This window comes from Bradyrhizobium sp. CCGUVB4N (assembly GCF_024199945.1).
Classification (GTDB): Bacteria; Pseudomonadota; Alphaproteobacteria; order Rhizobiales; family Xanthobacteraceae; genus Bradyrhizobium.
The window spans coordinates 642,967-660,395 of record NZ_JANADP010000001.1 but is presented as its reverse complement, the minus strand read 5'-3'; the positions used below and the strand labels follow the sequence as shown (position 1 = coordinate 660,395).

At 65.1% G+C, this 17,429-nt stretch carries 17 protein-coding genes; 7 read left to right on the top strand and 10 right to left on the bottom strand.

What is annotated here, in order from left to right:
* Positions 1-107: 107 nt before the first annotated feature.
* Complete coding sequence (cobS, locus tag NLM31_RS03080) at positions 108-1,106, bottom strand: cobaltochelatase subunit CobS (protein ID WP_254127856.1); 999 nt, start codon at positions 1,104-1,106, stop codon at positions 108-110.
* Between the two features lie 297 nt (positions 1,107-1,403).
* Between cobS and NLM31_RS03075 the strand changes: the two genes are divergently transcribed.
* Positions 1,404-2,063, top strand: coding sequence for a VTT domain-containing protein (locus tag NLM31_RS03075; protein WP_254191418.1), 660 nt, complete (start codon positions 1,404-1,406; stop codon positions 2,061-2,063).
* Positions 2,064-2,260: 197 nt separating this feature from the next.
* Here NLM31_RS03075 and NLM31_RS03070 read toward each other — a convergent pair whose 3' ends face one another.
* Entirely contained in the window at positions 2,261-3,475 is a 1,215-nt protein-coding gene (locus tag NLM31_RS03070) for a citrate synthase family protein (protein WP_254191417.1), read from the bottom strand.
* Positions 3,476-3,555: 80 nt separating this feature from the next.
* Between NLM31_RS03070 and NLM31_RS03065 the strand changes: the two genes are divergently transcribed.
* On the top strand, positions 3,556-4,650 hold the full coding sequence (locus NLM31_RS03065; protein WP_254191416.1) for a citrate synthase/methylcitrate synthase: 1,095 nt from the start codon (positions 3,556-3,558) through the stop codon (positions 4,648-4,650).
* A 243-nt stretch (positions 4,651-4,893) separates the two neighbouring features.
* On the opposite strand, the gene NLM31_RS03060 is transcribed toward NLM31_RS03065, so the two are convergent.
* Positions 4,894-5,532, bottom strand: coding sequence for a J domain-containing protein (locus tag NLM31_RS03060; protein WP_254127852.1), 639 nt, complete (start codon positions 5,530-5,532; stop codon positions 4,894-4,896).
* 105 nt (positions 5,533-5,637) lie between these two features.
* Between NLM31_RS03060 and NLM31_RS03055 the strand changes: the two genes are divergently transcribed.
* Positions 5,638-5,907, top strand: a complete 270-nt coding sequence (locus tag NLM31_RS03055) for a BolA family protein (protein WP_375167461.1) — start codon at positions 5,638-5,640, stop codon at positions 5,905-5,907.
* 39 nt (positions 5,908-5,946) lie between these two features.
* Here NLM31_RS03055 and NLM31_RS03050 read toward each other — a convergent pair whose 3' ends face one another.
* The 3 genes from NLM31_RS03050 to NLM31_RS03040 are packed head-to-tail and all read right to left on the bottom strand — an operon-like array spanning position 5,947 to position 9,050.
* Positions 5,947-7,251 carry an HlyC/CorC family transporter gene (locus tag NLM31_RS03050; protein WP_254127850.1) on the bottom strand — a complete coding sequence of 435 codons (1,305 nt, stop codon included), beginning with the start codon at positions 7,249-7,251 and terminating at the stop codon, positions 5,947-5,949.
* A 42-nt stretch (positions 7,252-7,293) separates the two neighbouring features.
* On the bottom strand, positions 7,294-8,442 hold the full coding sequence (gene aroB, locus NLM31_RS03045) for a 3-dehydroquinate synthase (RefSeq protein WP_254191414.1): 1,149 nt from the start codon (positions 8,440-8,442) through the stop codon (positions 7,294-7,296).
* On the bottom strand, positions 8,439-9,050 hold the full coding sequence (locus tag NLM31_RS03040; protein WP_254135194.1) for a shikimate kinase: 612 nt from the start codon (positions 9,048-9,050) through the stop codon (positions 8,439-8,441). The genes aroB and NLM31_RS03040 overlap by 4 nt, the downstream gene beginning before the upstream one ends.
* 171 nt (positions 9,051-9,221) lie before the next feature.
* Between NLM31_RS03040 and NLM31_RS03035 the strand changes: the two genes are divergently transcribed.
* The 4 genes from NLM31_RS03035 to NLM31_RS03020 all read left to right on the top strand — a co-directional run bounded on the left by NLM31_RS03035 (position 9,222) and on the right by NLM31_RS03020 (position 13,472).
* Positions 9,222-9,368: a histidine kinase gene (locus NLM31_RS03035; RefSeq protein WP_254127848.1), complete on the top strand. Its 147-nt coding sequence runs from the start codon at positions 9,222-9,224 to the stop codon at positions 9,366-9,368.
* Positions 9,369-9,385: 17 nt separating this feature from the next.
* Positions 9,386-10,363, top strand: coding sequence for a site-specific tyrosine recombinase XerD (xerD, locus tag NLM31_RS03030; protein ID WP_254191413.1), 978 nt, complete (start codon positions 9,386-9,388; stop codon positions 10,361-10,363).
* 189 nt (positions 10,364-10,552) lie between these two features.
* Positions 10,553-11,515, top strand: a complete 963-nt coding sequence (locus NLM31_RS03025; RefSeq protein WP_254127846.1) for an acetyl-CoA carboxylase carboxyltransferase subunit alpha — start codon at positions 10,553-10,555, stop codon at positions 11,513-11,515.
* A gap of 442 nt (positions 11,516-11,957) precedes the next feature.
* Positions 11,958-13,472, top strand: coding sequence for a murein L,D-transpeptidase family protein (locus NLM31_RS03020; RefSeq protein ID WP_254191412.1), 1,515 nt, complete (start codon positions 11,958-11,960; stop codon positions 13,470-13,472).
* A 232-nt stretch (positions 13,473-13,704) separates the two neighbouring features.
* On the opposite strand, the gene NLM31_RS03015 is transcribed toward NLM31_RS03020, so the two are convergent.
* The 4 genes from NLM31_RS03015 to NLM31_RS03000 are packed head-to-tail and all read right to left on the bottom strand — an operon-like array spanning position 13,705 to position 17,429.
* A complete protein-coding gene (locus NLM31_RS03015) occupies positions 13,705-14,400 on the bottom strand; it encodes an ABC transporter ATP-binding protein (protein WP_254191411.1) in 696 nt (231 codons plus the stop codon).
* The gene (locus tag NLM31_RS03010; protein WP_254127842.1) at positions 14,393-15,127 is read right to left on the bottom strand and encodes an ABC transporter ATP-binding protein; all 735 of its coding nucleotides are present in this window, start codon (positions 15,125-15,127) and stop codon (positions 14,393-14,395) included. Before NLM31_RS03010 ends, NLM31_RS03015 begins: the two co-directional genes overlap by 8 nt.
* A gap of 1 nt (position 15,128) precedes the next feature.
* Positions 15,129-16,208: a branched-chain amino acid ABC transporter permease gene (locus tag NLM31_RS03005; protein WP_254191410.1), complete on the bottom strand. Its 1,080-nt coding sequence runs from the start codon at positions 16,206-16,208 to the stop codon at positions 15,129-15,131.
* A gap of 6 nt (positions 16,209-16,214) precedes the next feature.
* The gene (locus NLM31_RS03000; protein WP_254191409.1) at positions 16,215-17,429 is read right to left on the bottom strand and encodes a substrate-binding protein; all 1,215 of its coding nucleotides are present in this window, start codon (positions 17,427-17,429) and stop codon (positions 16,215-16,217) included.

The window sequence follows — 17,429 nt, the reverse complement described above, 5'->3', positions numbered from 1 at the left end:
CATAGCCACCGACGGTTGGTGCGTCAGGGAAAACTATCAGCGTCGCGTCATCGAGAGACCTCGCGGCATGGGTCCCGGCCTTCGCCGGACCCATGCCACGAGAGAGATCAGGACAGCGCCACGTTGACTGCCGATTCCGGCAGCTCCGCATTGAAGCAGCGCTGGTAGAACTCGGCGACCAGCGGACGTTCGAGCTCGTCGCACTTGTTGAGGAAGGTGACGCGGAACGCAAAGCCGATATCGCCGAAAATGTCGGCGTTCTCGGCCCAGGTGATCACCGTACGCGGGCTCATCACCGTCGACAGATCGCCATTGGCGAAGGCGTTACGGGTGAGATCGGCGAGGCGGACCATCTTGTTGACGATGTCGCGGCCTTCCTGGGTGCGATAGTGCTTGGCCTTCGCCAGCACGATCTCCACTTCCTCGTCGTGGCTGAGGTAGTTGAGCGTGGTGACGATCGACCAACGGTCCATCTGGCCCTGGTTGATCTGCTGAGTGCCGTGATAGAGGCCCGAGGTGTCGCCGAGGCCGACCGTGTTGGCGGTCGCAAACAGGCGGAACGACGGATGCGGCTTGATCACCTTGTTCTGATCGAGCAGCGTCAGGCGGCCGGAGACTTCCAGCACGCGCTGAATCACGAACATCACGTCCGGACGGCCGGCGTCGTATTCGTCGAACACCAGCGCGACGTTGTTCTGCAGTGCCCACGGCAAGATGCCGTCACGGAATTCGGTGACCTGCTTGCCGTCGCGGACCACGATCGAGTCCTTGCCGACGAGATCGATACGGCTGATGTGGCTGTCGAGGTTGACGCGCACGCAGGGCCAGTTCAGGCGGGCGGCGACCTGCTCGATATGGGTGGATTTACCGGTACCGTGATAGCCGGTCACCATCACGCGGCGGTTGCGGGCGAAGCCGGCGAGAATGGCAAGCGTGGTGGCGCGGTCGAAACGGTAGTCGGAATCGACTTCGGGCACGTGAGGATCGACTTCGGAATAGGCCGGCACTTCGAGATCGCTGTCGATCCCGAACACCTGGCGCACCGACACCTTCATGTCGGGCAAACCGGAAACTTCCTCAACTTTGGACAGGGCGGCGGTCGTCATCAATCCTCCGAGGCCCCGGGCGGTCCCGAGACCAGTTATTTGCACGTTGGCTGCGGCTGGGTGCGTCTGCGAACGTATCAGAGACAACGTGCCGGCAGAAGCCCATGCACCAATCAAAGTTCCGTTGTCTTTTCATTTAGATAGGCAAGGAACGCGATTTTTGGAAGGCTGCCCTGCAAATCCCGCCCAAATTTCGCGCCGGATAGGCGCCCTGCCCAGGCAAATGGCACTTTCATCGCCCCACCCTACTTATGTAAGGGTCTGAACCCGAATGCCCCAGCCCGCTACAGAGACCTCGTGACGTCGTTCCTTGACCCCCTGATATCGTTCGTCTCAGTCCATGCGTGGCTGGCCTACCTGACCCTGTTCCTGGCGGCGCTTCTCGAGGCGGTCCCGGTGGTGGGGTCGGTGATTCCGGGCTCGACCATCATCCTGGCGCTGAGCGCCCTGGTTCCCGGCGGCGACCTGAAACTGCAATGGGTCTTGCTCGCGGCCGCCGTGGGCGCCGTGATCGGCGACGGCTCGGCCTACTGGATCGGCCATCGGCGGCAGCGCGAAATCCTCAACACCTGGCCGCTGACGAACTATCCGCGCGTGGTCGAGGAGAGCGAGACCTTCTTCCACCGCTTCGGCACCTGGGCCGTGTTCTTCGCGCGCTTCGTGCCGCCGATCCGCGCCTTCGTCCCCGTGACGGCCGGCGCGCTCGGCATGGCGCCCGCGAAGTTCTATGCGGTCAACATTCCGGCGATCCTGGTCTGGGCCCCGGCCCATGTGCTGCCGGGCGTGCTGGCGGTGTCGGCCTTCCACCAATATTTCGGGGTGCCGCACGAGGGGCATCCGTTCAAGCATCTCTGGATTTTGACTGTGGTGGCAGTCGCGATCGTGGCGGGCATGGCAATCTGGATCTATCGCAGGCGGCAGAACGGCGTCGTCGCAACGGCCAAGCCGCGGGCGTAGTGCTTACCCTCCCTTGGAGGGGTCCGAGACGAGCGTAGCTCGCTCGTGGGTCGCTACACATGAAGCGAAGCGCAATGTGTAGCGGGGTGGGTGACGGTCTCTCGTCATCGAAATCTGCCCGAGTTGAGAGATCACCCCACCCCGCTCGCGCTGCGCGCGATCGACCCTCCCCCTCCAGGGGAGGGTGACAGCGTGGCCTATCCCCCTGCCCTCCGCCCCGGCGCCGGTCCCACATACCTTGCCCGCGGCCGGATCAGCTTGCCGAACTGCAATTGCTCGCTCGCATGCGCGATCCAGCCGACGCTGCGGGCCATCGCGAACAGGGCGAGCTCGCTGCCCGCGGGTAAGCGCAGCGCGTGGACGAGCACGGCGAGGACGTAGTCGATATTGACGAACTCTCCGGTCGCCTCCGCAATCCGCTCAGGCACCTCTTTGGTGAATTTGCGCGGCGCGCCGGCACGGGCCAGTGCGTTCAGCAGCGATTGCGCGCGGGGATCGCCGCGCTTGTAGACGCCGTGGCCGAAGCCCGGAAAACGCTCGCCGAGCGCGACGCGCTCGCGCACCATCGGCTCGACGTCGCGGTCGACCAGCGTCTTGACCAGCTGCGAGGCCAGCACGCCGGCGCCGCCGTGTTTGGGGCCTTTCAGCGCGGCGAGGCCGGCGATGACGGCATCGTAGAGATTGAGCCCGGTGGACGCCGCGCAGCGCGCGGTGAAGGTCGAGGCGTTCAATTCGTGATCGGCGAGCAGCACCAGCGCGCGGCGGATGAGGTCGGGCGCATGCTTGTTGTCGCCCGCCCAGATACGCGCGATCTGCTGATGCAGCGGCTCCGATGACGGTTCGGAATTCAGCATCGTGGCAACGAGCAGCCGGACGATGCGCGCGCCGACCATCGCGCGGCCATCGGGCGCGCGGGTGAAAGCGCGCGAATCGGCGCTGGCCGCGAGCGCGAGCACCGCGATGGCGCGATCGATCGGGGCTGCGCGGCGCGCGGCGTCCGCAATCGCACGCATCTCGTCGGACATCTTCGGCTGATTGTCCGGCGCGAAGGGATCGACGTCGGAGACGTCCCAGAGCAGCGTTGCGGTGTGCTCCAGCGTGTCGTTCTCGGCGAGAACGATGCAGTTGACGCCGCGGTAGATCGCGCCCTCCTCGGTGATGGTCGAGATCTCCGTGTCCATGACCGGCAGGTCGGCATCAAAGCTGCGCAGGCCGCGCGGCTCCGGCGACGGCACCCGGCGCTCCTTCAGGGCGCGAACATCCTCGGCGCGGTAGCGGTTCTTGCGCGAGTCCGGCGTCGGCTCGGAGCGGATCAGGCCGCGGCTGACATAGGCGTACAGCGTGGCCGGCGAGATCGCGAGCTCCGCCGCGGCTTCCCGGGCAGAGAGATAGAGACCTTCAGAATTTTTCATATTGATTGATGTAATCAAGATTGATCAATCTATCGAGAGGTCCGATTTTCTCCTGGTGCAGTGCAAAAGGAGATTGGGCCATGAACATCCACCTCACCAAAAGCCAGATCGGGCTGGACGGCGTTCCCGCGGCCGAAACCGTGCTGAGCCATGTCGACGGCGAACGCGGCGAGTTGATCATCGCCGGCGAGCATGTCGGTACCCTCGCCGCCAAATCGAGCTTTGAGGGCGTCACCGCCCGGCTCTGGAACGGCGCCAGCAAGACCACCCTGACCGAAGCCAATGTCCGGGCGAGCCTGGGTGCGGCGCGCGAGCGCGCTTTCGCACGGCTCACTGAGCTGCTGCCGGCGACACAGGGCATGGGCATCATCGACGGGTTTCGTGCAGCGGTCGCGGGCCTGCGCGCCGAGCACGGGCTCGCGCATGAGGCGACCATCGTCGGCGCGTTTCCGGTGATCGCCGGCGCACTGGTCCGGCGCGCGAAAGGGCTTGATCCGATCGCACCCGATCCGAACGTGAGCCATGCCGCCGATACGCTGCGCATGCTGCATGGGCGCGCGCCCGCTGCGCGCGAGGTCACGGCGTTAGATGCCTATCTCGTCACCGCCAGCGACCACGGCATGAACGCCTCGACCTTCACCACGCGCGTGGTGGCCTCGACGCAGGCCGATCTGTTTGCCGCCGTCACCGCCGGCTATTGCGCACTGACGGGTCCGCTGCATGGCGGCGCGCCGGAGCCGGTGCTGGAAATGCTCGATGCGATCGGCTCGCGCGAACGCGTCCAGCCCTGGGTCGATGCGGCGCTGGCGCGCGGCGAACGGATGATGGGCTTTGGTCACCGCGTCTATCGCGTGCGCGATCCGCGCGCCGACGTGCTCAAGACCGCGGTCGAGGCGCTCGCGACCAACGGCACCGACCTGCCGTTTGCCGGCGAGGTCGAGGCCTATATCCGCGCAGCGCTGCGCAAGAAGAATCCGGAGCGGCCGCTGGAGACCAATGTCGAGTTCTTCACCGCGATCCTGCTCGATGCGCTGGCGATCCCGCGGCAGGCGTTCACGCCGATCTTCGCGGTGGCACGTAGCGCCGGGTGGACCGCGCACGCGCGCGAGCAGCAGCGGACGGGACGGCTGATCCGGCCGAGTTCGTCGTATGTGGGGGCGATGCCGGAGGGGTGAGGCGGCGGCATGCGAATGAAATGCGACGGCAGAGCCAAACACTCCGCCGTCGTCCCTGCGAAGGCAGGGACCCATACCGCGTGATCTATCGATGAAATGACGGCGTCAGTACCGACGAAGACTTCACTGCGAGTCTTCGCCAAACCTCTCCCTGGGGTTATGGGTCCCGGATCTGCGCTTCGCTTGTCCGGGACGACACCGAGGGTTGGGCGCCGTAGTGCCTATACGGCAAGCACGGAGGCCTTACGCCTCCCGCACCACGGTCTTCAGGTAATTATACGCCTTGATGATCTCGATCAGGCGATCCTCGGTGGAGCGGTCGCCGCCATTGGCGTCGGGGTGGTGCTGCTTCACCAGGGCCTTGTACTTGGTCTTGACGTCGGCGAGCGTGGAATCCGGGCCGAGGCCCATGACCTGGAGCGCCTTGCGCTCGGCGTTCATCACCTTGCGCGTCTCGGCCTTGGGCTGGGCGGTCTCTGGACCCTTGCGCCAGCCGGTACGGCCGTTGAGCTCCTGGAACATGCTGAACGGATCGAAGGCACCGTCGATCTCGGCTTCCGCGCCCTTCTTGACGCCACCATTGGCGCCCATCTTCCAGGTCGGACGATGGCCCGTCAGCGCATCTTTCTGATAGCGCGCGACGGCGTCGGCATTCATGCCGGAGAAGAAATTGTAGTTCTGATTGTACTCGCGGACGTGGTCCAGGCAGAAGTGCCAGTACTCGCGCTGGTTATCACGGCCCTTCGGCGCGCGGTGCGCGCCCTTGTTCTGACACCCGGTCCATTCACAGGCGACCACTGTGTCGCGCGGCTTCACCTCGGGCTGCTTGCCCCGCGGCTTCACGCGGATGGAGTCGAAGAACTTTGATGAATCGATTGGCATGGCTGACTTTGACTACGCAATGCAAAAACCTTCAAGTCTTGACATTGCAATTAGCTGGCTACCCCGGCAATTGACGGAGCGTGATCGCAGGATTTAATGGCACCCATGGTTATGAAAGACACTATCAGCAACAAGTTGCAGGAAGCTTTCACGCCGGAAAGCCTGCAGGTCGTCGACGAGTCACATTTGCATGAAGGCCATTCCGGCCATCGGCCGAGCGGCGAGACGCACTTCCGCGTTTATATCGTGTCTCAGGCCTTCAAAGGGAAGAGCCGGGTCGACCGTCACCGCATGATAAATGCGGCGCTGGCCGCGGAACTTTCCGGCAGCGTGCATGCGCTGGCGATCCATGCGCAAGCCCCGGGGGAAGGCTGATCTCTTACCCTCCCCCTCCAGGGGAGGGTAAGAAAGAAATCAGAACGACGTCCCGGCCCGCTTTGGCCTCGCCTCTTCCATTTCCGCCTCACGCGGGACCGGTGAAATACGGAGCGCGGTGATGCGGTTGCGTTCACGGCGGAGGACGCGGAAGCGGAAGCCGTGGAAGGTAAAGCTCTGGCCGCGGTCGGGGATCGAGCGCGCCTCGTGAATGACGAGGCCGGCAACCGTGGTGGCCTCTCCATCGGGCAGACGCCAGTCCATGGCGCGGTTGAGGTCACGGATCGGCACCGAGCCGTCGACCACGACGGAGCCATCCGGCTGCGCCCGCACGCCGGCGACCACGACGTCGTGCTCGTCGGAGATGTCGCCGACGATCTCTTCCAGAATGTCTTCCAGCGTCACAAGGCCTTCAACTTCGCCGTACTCGTCGACGACGAGCGCGAAATGGGTTTTCCGACGCCGGAATGCCTTCAACTGCTCGGACACGGGCCGCATCTCCGGCACGAACCAGGGCGGCAGCGCGATGGTGGAGACGTCGATGCGCGAGGTGTCGCCGTCGGAGGCGCGGATCGCGCGCAGGAGATCCTTGGCGTGGAGCACGCCGATGATGTTTTCGGGCTTCTCGCGCCACAGCGGGATGCGGGTGTATTCGGTCGCCAGCACCTCGCGCACCAGATCTTCCGGCGGCAGATCGGCGTTGATCATCATCATCTCGGTGCGATGGATCATGACGTCGGAGACCTGGAGCTCGCGCAAATCGAGCAGGCCGCCGAGCATGTCGCGGTCCTGCTTCTCGACCTTGCCCTCATGGTGCAAGAGGTCGACGGCGCCGCGCAGGCGCTCGGTCGGCGACAGGATCGCCTGGTGCTCGCCGGCGAGGCCGAACAGGCGCATCAACACGCGCACGATGACCTCGACCACCCGCAGCAGCGGCCCCAGCACGTACATGGTCAGCCGCATCGGGCGCGCGACCGCGAGCGCCATCCGGTCCGGCGCGTTGATGGCGATGGTTTTCGGCAGAACCTCCGCGAAGATCACGACCAGCGCCGTCATCACGCCGGTGGCATAGAGCACGCCGACATCGCCGAACCAGGCGGTGAAGATGGAGGTCGCCAGTGCCGAAGCGCTGATATTGGCGATGTTGTTGCCGAGCAGCAGCGCGCCGATCAGGCGCTCGCGCATGTCGAGCAGTTGCGAGACCACGTCGGCGTCGTGATTACCCTGCTTGGAGAGCCGCAGCATGCTGGCGCGCGAGGCGCCGGTCAGCGCGGTCTCGCTCGCAGCGAAGAAGCCGGACACGAGCAGGCAGATAATGACGATGGTGAAGCCGAGCCAGTCCATGAACCACTCTGGTTTCTTGTCTAAGTGCCGTTGAGCCGCGTCTCACGCCTTGAGAGCGAGCTTGTCCTTGAGGAAGTCGCGCACCGGCGTCGGCTCGACATCCTTGGCGATGACGGCACGTCCCACGGCCTCCAGCAGGATGAAGGTGAGCTTGCCGCGCTTGACCTTCTTGTCCTGGGCCATCAGCGCCATCAGCGCGTCGGCGTCCGCCAGGCCTTCCTGCGCGAAACCCGCAATGTCCTGCAGGCGCGTCGGCAGGCCGGCTTCGACGAGATGCCGCTCGACGCGCGCTGCATCAGCCTCGCCGATCATGCCGAGCTTCGCCGAGAATTGCGCCGCCAGGGTCATGCCGATCGAAACGCCCTCGCCGTGGAACAGGCGATCGGAGAAACCGGTCGCGGCTTCCAGCGCGTGACCAAAGGTGTGGCCGAGATTGAGCAGCGCACGCTCGCCGGTCTCGCGCTCGTCGCGCGAGACGACGCCGGCCTTGGCGCGGCAGGAGGTCGCGATCGCGTGCTCACGGGCCGAGCCGCCCTTGAAGATGTCCGAATGGTTCTTCTCCAGCCAGGTGAAGAAGGCCTCGTCGCCGAGCACGCCGTATTTGGCGACCTCGGCATAGCCGGCACGGAATTGCCGCGGCGACAGCGTGTCGAGCACGGCGGTGTCGGCAATCACCAGCACCGGCTGGTGGAAGGCGCCGAGCAGATTCTTGCCCTGCGGCGAGTTGATGCCGGTCTTGCCGCCGACGGAGGAATCGACCTGCGCCAGCAGCGAGGTCGGCACCTGCACGAAATCGACGCCGCGGCGCAGGATCGCGGCGGCAAAGCCGGCGAGATCGCCGACCACGCCGCCACCGAGCGCGATGACGAGATCGTTGCGCTCGATTTTTGCCGCGATCAGGGCCTCGCTGACCTTTTCCAGGCCGGCATAGGTCTTGGAGATCTCGCCTTCCTCGACGACGACGCGCGAGGTCGGAATGCCGGCGGCGGCGAGCGAGGCTTCGGTCGGCTCGAGCCAGTATTTGGCGACGGTACGGTCGGTGACAACAGCGGTGCGCACGCCGGGACGCAGAGCGGCGATCCGCTCGCCGAGCGAGGACAGCACGCCACGACCGATGACGATGTCGTAGGCGCGGTCACCGAGCGCGACATCGACATTGACGGGGTCGGAATGCTTGAGGGGCGTAGTCATCGAACGGCACTCGCGAGGTCGGCTGGTGGTTGGCCGCAGAGATACCCATGCAGCGTCTCGATCGTCTCATCGACGATCCTGTCGTGCGGCACATCGCGCGAGGCGATGGTGAGGTCGGCCTTGCCATAGAACGGCTCGCGCTCGGTGAGCAGGCGCGTCACGGTTCCTTCGGGATCGGGGGTCTGCAGGAGAGGGCGGTCGGCGCGGCGGCGGACACGGCGCATGATGACGTCGTGGTCGGCCCTGAGCCAGATCGAGATCGCCTTCGCCGCGATGCGGCTCCGCGTCTCCTCGCGCATGAAGGCGCCGCCGCCGGTCGCCAGCACCACCGGCCCGCCGTCCAGCAGGCGCGCGATCACCCGCGCCTCGCCGTCGCGGAAATGCGGCTCGCCATGGCGCTCGAAAATCTCCGGTATGGTCATGCCGGCCGCCGCCTCGATCTCGGTGTCGGCGTCGACGAAGGGCAGCTTGAGCCGCGCCGCCATGCGGCGGCCGATGGTCGATTTGCCGACCCCCATCATGCCGACCAGCACGATGGAACGCGCGCCCAACGCCGACAGGATGTCGGTCTCGGGGCTCGCTTGTGCTGGCAGCGCGGCGTCGGACATCATCTCGCTCGATTGGATCTCGCTCAAACTGCCGCCAAAGGCGGCATCCCCGGCCACCTATACGACCCCCTCGGGGCCCTCGCCAGAGGACTCTTGCCACGAAACGGCGAACATGTTGGATGATTTCATTGGTTAATTTGCAAACCTGAGACCTCGTCGAGACCTTTTCCGATGCCCAGCCTGTTCCGCTTCCTGACGGTCGTCGCCGTGATCGCCGGCATCGTCTATGGCGTGGTGTTCACGCTGGCCAACTTCGTCAATCCGAAGCCGCGGGAAATGACGGTGACGATCCCGCCGGATAAATTTCTCAAGAAATAGCGGCTAGCCTCCGGGGCATGCGCAAATCCTCCGCCAGCAAGCCCTCCGACGCCAAGCTCACCGGCCTGTTCCTCGACATGCTCGCGGCGGAACAGGGCGCCGGCCCCAATACGCTCGATGCCTATCGCCGCGACCTCACCGACCTCTCCGAATTCCTCGGCCGCGTCGGCCACGGCTTCGTGGACGCACAGACGCAGGTCCTGCGCGATTATCTCGGCGATCTCGATGCGCGCGGCTTCAAATCCTCCAGCGTCGCGCGACGGCTGTCGGCGATGCGGCATCTCTATCGGTTTCTCCTCAACGAGCGCATCCGAACCGAGGATCCCGCCGCGATCCTGTCCGGACCCAAGCGCGGCCGCGGCCTGCCAAAGGTGCTGTCGATATCGGATGTCGACCGCATGCTTCGCCGCGCCAAGGAGATGAGCGAGGCGGCGGACGCCTCGCCGTCGCAGCGGCTGCGCGCTTTGCGGCTCTATTGTCTGCTCGAGGTGCTCTACGCCACGGGCCTGCGCGTCTCCGAGCTGGTGTCGCTGCCGCGCACGGCCGCCAAGCGCGACGCCCGCATGATCGTGGTACGCGGCAAGGGCGACAAGGAACGGCTGGTACCGCTCAACGAAGCCTCACGGCAGGCGATGGCGGATTATCTGTCGGCAACGGAAGCTGCCAAGGAAAACAAAAAGGGCGAGAAGGGCAGCGTCGTCACCGCGAAATGGCTGTTTCCCTCCTTCGGCGAGAGCGGACATCTGACGCGGCAGCATTTTGCCCGCGACCTCAAGGAGCTTGCGGTGGCCTCGGGGCTGCAGGCCCGGCTGGTCTCCCCGCACGTGCTGCGCCATGCGTTCGCCAGCCACCTTCTGCACAACGGCGCCGACCTGCGGATCGTGCAAACCCTGCTCGGCCACACCGACATCTCGACCACCCAGATCTATACCCATGTGGTCGAGGAGCGGCTGAAGAGCCTGGTGCGCGACCTGCACCCGCTGGCGGAGAAGTAGAGGCCCACCGTGCGGCGGTAGCCGAAACCGCCTTGACTTCGGCCACATCTCCGCAGAAAGAGCCGTGGCCTTGTTCGTGATTTGGAGCGCTCCCGGGAGTGCACAGGTCAAGCCTTTGAAGAAGCTACACTTCTTTACGAGAAGCCAACCTCGCTTCGCCTCTTCGCCCCGTCCTCCTATATTGAGTTGATGCCAGACCAGATGCGCAGCTATCTCGACTTCGAAAAGCCCGTTGCCGAGCTCGACTCCAAGGTCGATGAGCTCAGGACGTTGGCTGCCTCCGGCACCGACATCGCCGAGGAGATCGGCCGGATCGAGGACAAGGCAGCGCAGGCGCTGGCCGACCTCTATCAAAACCTGACGCCGTGGCAGAAGACGCTGGTGGCGCGGCATCCGCAGCGGCCGCATTTCAACGACTTCATCAAGGGCCTGATCACCGAATTCACCCCGCTCGCCGGCGACCGCAAGTTCGGCGAGGACGAGGCGCTGGTGGCGGGCTTCGGCCGTTTCCGCGGCGAAGCGATCTGCGTCATGGGCCAGGAAAAGGGCGATTCCACCGAGAGCCGCATCAAGCACAACTTTGGCATGGCGAGGCCGGAAGGTTACCGCAAATGCGTGCGGCTCATGGAGATGGCCGAGCGGTTCGGCCTGCCGGTGCTGTCGCTCGCCGATTCCGCCGGCGCCTATCCCGGCATCGGCGCCGAAGAGCGCGGCCAGGCCGAGGCGATCGCGCGCTCGACCGATGCCTGTATGGCGCTGACCGTGCCGAACGTCGCCATCATCACCGGCGAGGGCATGTCGGGTGGCGCCATCGCCATCACCACCGCCAACAAGGTGCTGATGCTGGAGCACGCGATCTACAGCGTGATCTCGCCGGAAGCCGCCTCCTCCATCCTCTGGCGCGACGGCAGCAAGGCGCAGGAAGCCGCCAACAACATGAAGATCACCGCCCAGGACATGCTGCGCTTCGGGGTGATCGACGCGATCCTGAAGGAGCCGGTCGGCGGCGCCCATCGCGACCCCGCCGCCATGATCGCCACCACGGGCGACGCCATCGCCAAGGCTTTTGACGAGATGCGCGGCCTGGACGGCGACGCCATCCGCAAGCAGCGCCGGCAGAAATTCCTCGATATCGGCCGGAAACTGGGCTGATTCGGACGGATTCTCGTGTCCTGGACGCGGTGCGGCACGAAGTGACGCTCCGCAGAGCCGGGACCCAGCAGCTTCTTGGGCCCCGGCTCTGCGTCGCACCGCTGCGCGCTGCGCCGCGTCCGGGGCACGAGAGAACGCCCCGGTAACCCCGTATTAACCCTTTTTTTGCCCAAATCGGCGATCTCTGTGGCAGCTTGGCTGCCAAGCCCAATTGAGTCCCAAGTTACGGCCCAGTTTAAGTCTCTGTTGACCACGCCGCCTCGCCAACGGGCTCGTGATCCCCGGTCGGGTTGCGACCCTGAGGTGCGGAGGTTAGAATTTTAATCAATGGCTTCAGGGCATAAGCGCTGGGGCTTGGTCTGAACAAAGTCCGGATGTCCGGTCAGGCCATGCTCCAAAATCGGGGTTCGCGCTGCTTGCCCGGCACGTTGTGGGGTCCATCTTGAATTCTCGTTCGCTTGCTCGTGCGCTTTTGGCTTCGGTCGCGCTTGCCGCCAGCATTGTGCTGGCCGGCTGCGACACCGACCAGGTCTCGCTCGCGACCAATGCCAAGGCCAACCAGCCGGTCTCGCCAAAGCTCGTCGCCGCGATGGGCGAGAAGGACATGGATCTGCAATCGCCGATCCTGATCCGCCTGTTCAAGTCGGAGGCCGAGCTCGAGATCTGGAAGCAGACCCGCTCCGGCCAGTTCGCGCTTCTGAAGACCTATCCGATCTGCCGCTGGTCCGGCGATCTCGGCCCGAAGGTGCGCGAAGGCGACCGCCAGGCGCCGGAAGGATTCTACTCGATCAACCCGAGCCAGATGAATCCGCAGTCGGCCTATTACCTCTCGTTCAACACCGGCTTCCCCAACGCGTTCGACAAGGCGCTCGGCCGCACCGGCTCGCAGCTGATGGTGCACGGCGATTGCTCGTCGCGCGGCTGCTACGCGATGACCGACGAGCAGATCGCGGAGATCTATTCGCTCGGCCGTGAGTCCTTCTTCGGCGGCCAGAAGGCGTTCCAGTTCCAGGCCTATCCGTTCAAGATGACGCCGGTGAACATGGCCAAGCACCGCAACAATCCGAACATGGCCTTCTGGAAGATGATCAAGGAAGGCTATGATCATTTCGAGGTGACGCGGCAGGAGCCGAAGGTCGACTTCTGCGAAAAGAAGTACGTGTTCGACGCGGCACGCGCACCCGACGCCAAGCGCGATCCCGTGTTCGACGCCTCCGCCAAGTGCCCGGCCTATATCGTCCCCGAGGACATCGCCGGCGCCGTGCGCGAGAAGGAGCAGCGCGACGAGGCCGAGTACAACAAGCTCGTCGCCAAGGGCACGCCGGTGGCGCGCATGAACACCGGCATCGACGGCGGCATGAACAAGGTCTTTGCCGCGAAGATTCCGGAAGGCTCGACCGGCCTGTCGGAAGGCGCCGAAGGCAATACGCTGCAGATGCTGGCGATGTCGAAGGCGCCGGGCACGATCCCCGGCACCGTCAACCCGCCGAAGCCGAATCTCGAGCCGGCCGCAGCCGCGCCGCAGGAAGAGCCGGTCGTCGCCGTCAGCGCACCCGCGACCAACACCCGCGTCGCCTCGGCCGAGAAATCCGGCGGCTTCTTCTCCAATCTCGGCCGCAAGATGGGCCTCGGCGCCGCCGACACGACGGCGACCGCATCCGCGCCGCAAGCAACCGCATCGGTGGCCCCGGCGCCCGCAGCGCCGAGCACGGCGTCCAAGCTGAAGGCCGCCGTGACGAGGTTCGTGCCTGGTCACGACAAGTCGAAGGACGCACCGGCTGTTGCCGCGAAGCCTGCCGAGCCCGCGAAGCCCGCCGAGACAAAAGTCGTCGCCGCAACGCGGCCGGCGCTAAAACCGTCGGTGAACGGTGGCACGAGTGACGGCGCGCAGATGGCCGGCGCAGCGCCGGTGGTGTCGTCGAACTCGTTCGACAGCCGGTTTGGCGCGGTGAAGTAGGCGGGCTTTCCACGCTCTCGTTCCGGCCTCACCCAATCGACAATCTCTCACCGTCACCCTGAGGTGGCCGCCTCTTCGGCGGCCCTCGAAGGGCGACGGCCCGGCTGCCAGCTCGGCCGTGCATCCTTCGAGGCTCCCGGCGCGATGCCTGGCATCGCGCCACTCGCGCCTCAGGATGACGGGATTGGCAGGGGCTCGCAGTAAGAGATAGCCGCCGAACTTGCTGATAGATCTACGGCGCCAGATACCGCAGCAGCTCCGGATTGCCCCTCACCTCGCCTGCCTCGCCTTGCAGCGCGACGCGGCCTCGGTCGAGCACATACGCATAATCCGCGACGCGCAGCGCCAAATCGAGGTGCTGCTCGACGATGATGACGGCGATTTGCTTGGCGAGTTCGATCAGGCGCTCGGTGATTTCCTCGATCACGCCGATCCAGACGCCTTCGGTCGGCTCGTCCAGCAGCAGCAATTTCGGATCGCCGAGCATGGCGCGGCCGATCGCGAGCATCTTGCGCTCACCGCCGGAGAGCGTGCCGGCGGGTTGATCGAGGCGCTGGCCGAGTTTCGGGAAGATGGCCAGCACGCGGTCGACCGCGGTGGCATCCTTGTTGAAGAGCGAACCGACCGCGAGATTGTCGCGCACGGATAAGCGCGCAAACACCGAATGCTCCTGCGGCACATAGCCGATGCCGGCGCGGACGCGCTCCTCGGGCCGCCGGCGGCTGATGTCGCGGCCGTCGAAGCCGACCTCGCCCTTCCATGCCGGCAACTCGCCGACGATGGTCTTCATCAGCGTGGTCTTGCCCGCGCCATTGCGCCCGAGCACCGCGACGCCGCCGCGCCAGGGGATGCCGAGATTGACGTCGAACAGGACCTGGCTGCGGCCATAGCCGGCGTCGAGATGCTTGATGTCCAAAAATTCAGGCACGGCGCAGATAAATCTCCTGGACGGATTTGTTGGCCTGGATCTCGGACACCGTGCCGGACGCCAGCACCTTGCCCTGGTCGAGCACGGTGAGGCGATCGCAGATGTCGCGGATGAAATCGAGGTCGTGCTCGACGATGACGAGCGAGCAATGCTGCTTGATCGGCTGCAGCAGTTCGCCGGTGACGCGGCGCTCCTCCAGGCTCATGCCGCCGGTCGGCTCGTCGAGCAAAAGGAGCTTGGGTTTGCCGGCAAGCGCCATCGCGATCTCCAGCCATTGCTGCTGGCCGTGCGACAGCGCCGCGGCTGCGTCGAAGGCGCGGTTCGCGAGACGGAACTGCGTCAGCATGGTCATGACCTGATCGTGCAGCGCGACGCGCGTGCGCGAGAATACGAGGTCCAGCAGTGAGGACTGCGCCTGCAGCGCGAGCAGGATGTTGTCGTACAGCGTCAGCGACGGCAGCACGCTGGTGATCTGGAACTTCAGGCTCATGCCCGCCCGCGCCCGCTCGGTCGGCGTGAAGGCCGTGATGTCGGTATTGGTGAAGCTCACCTTGCCTTGCGTCGGCACTTCGGCGCCGGCAATGCACTTCATGAGCGTGCTCTTGCCGGACCCATTCGGGCCGATCAGGCCGTGAAACTCGTTCTCGCCGACGGTGAGCGCTGCGCCATCGAGCGCGGTGAGCTTGCCGAAGATCTTCGAGATGCCCGCGGCTTCAAGGAGCGGCATTTTACTTCCCCTTGATCCTGGCACCGAAGCTGCCGACCCGCTCGCGCTCGCCGAGGACGAAGCTGATCAGGCCCAGCGGCCGGAACAGGATCACGAGCAGCAGCAACAGCCCCAAAATGATCGGCCAGATATCGCGATAATTGTCCGAGAGCCAGAAGCTGACGCCCTCGACGATCACAGTGCCGATCACGGCGCCGATCAGCGTGCCGGAGCCACCGAACAGCACGTAGAGCACGACTTGCGTCGAGACCACGACGCCGACCATGTTGGGCCAGACGAAGCCTTCGTGGAAAGCATAGAGACTGCCGGCGAGACCCGCGATGGCGCCGCCGATCGCGAAGATGATCGCCTTCAGATGCTGCGCCTTGTAGCCGAAGAAGGCGATGCGCTGCTCGTTTTCGCGTAAGCCCGCGAGCGCCAGCCCGAACTGCGAGCGCACCAGGAAGCGGCAGAGCAGATAGACCACGATGAGGATGCCGAGGACGAGGTAGTAGAACGACGGGCCTTCCGAGAATTCGTAGCCGCCAAGCGTCATCGATGAAATCGAGGGAATGCCGTTCTGGCCGCCGAGATAATACCAGCCGCGCGCGAGGCGATCGGCGGCGTAGGAGCCGGTCAAGGTGCCGAGCGACACGAAGATCACGCTGGAGGGATGCCGGCCCAGCAGCAGGAAGCCGCCGAGCAGCAGCGCGAAGGTAAGGCCGATCAGCGTGCCCGCCGGCAGCACCAGGAAGATGTTGGTGATGTCCAAGTCGCGCGCGAGCAGCGCGACGCCATAGCCGGCCGAGCCGAAGAACAAGGCCTGGCCGAAGCTCATGATGCCGGCATAGCCCCAGACCAGATCGAACGACAGCGCGAACAGCGCGAGGATGACCACGCGCGTCGCGAACACCGTGAGATAGTCCTGCAGCACCAGCGGCGCGGCGAGCGCGGCAACGAGCACCACGCCCTCCACGATCGGCAGGACCTTTCGTCCCGCGACAGCCTGTGCCGTCGCTCCGCGTTCAGCCATTGCGACGTCCGTCTCCCCGCCGATCTCGGCGGGGATCGCCTGTTTCACTGCGCCCATCGACTTCGGCATCTGACCTTAGCATTCCTTGGGATCGACGAGACCGTCGCTACGTCCGACGATCTCGTAATTTCCGGCCTTGGCGACGGCGGTGTACATCTTCATCTTGCAGTGCCGCTTGCCCGGCACCATCTCGGCCGGGCCGCCCGGGCCTTCCGCGATCTTGGCGTGGTCGAGCGCGGCGGCGACCGAGTCGCGGTCGACCTTGCCGGCTTCCTTGACGGCCGCTTCCCACAGCTTGAGGCCGCGATAGGTGCCGGTCGCGGCACTTCCGGCAGCGAACAGGAAGTTGCCGGGGAAGTCTTTCTCGTAGGCCGCCTGGATTTTTGCGTCGAACGGATTCTCCTTGGTCAGCACCTTGAAATAGTCGAGGCAGCTCGCGAGGCCCTCGATCTCGGCGGCCTGATTGATGTTGAGCGTGTTCTCATCATAGTAGACGCAGGCCAGACGGCCGCCGTTCTTGAGGAAGCCGGCTTCATAGAGCTGCTTGAAGAACGGACCCACGCCCGGCGGGATGACGGTGTTGAAGACGACGTCGACCTTGTTGGAGATGATGCGGTTGACGGTCGCGGAGAAGTCGACCTGATCGAGCGGATAATACTCCTCGAACACGACCTCGCCGCCGTTGGATTCGATCACCTTGCGGGCATAGACGTTGAGCGTGTGCGGCCAGACATAGTTGGCGCTCGGCAGCGCGAACTTCTTGCCGCCGTTCTTGATCAGCCAGGGGATGAACTCGTCGCATTGCTGGGCCGGCGTCGGCCCGGTGCAGAACAGATACGGCGTGCACTCCTTGCCCTCATAGAGCTGCGGATAGATGTAGAGCGTCTTGCCGCGCGCCACGATCGGGTCCTTGATCGCGTTGCGCATCGACGAGGTGATGCCGCCCAGCACCATGTCGACCTTGTCGCGCTGGATCAGTTTTCGGACGTTGCCGACAGCGACCGATTCATTCGACGCGGTGTCCTCGATGTAGAGCTCGAGCGGGCGGCCGAGCAGGCCGCCTGATGCGTTGATCTCCTTGATCACCATCTTGGCGACGTTGGCGTCGGCATTGCCGGCATACGCGATCGGGCCGGTGAGATCGGTCGCGATGCCGACCTTGATCGGGGCTTCGGCGGCATTGGCCCAGGGCGCCGGAATCACCCAGCTGCCGACCCCGGTCGCGACCGCACCGGAGGCGAAAGCGAAATTGGACATAAAGCGGCGGCGTGAGAGTTGACGATCGAACAT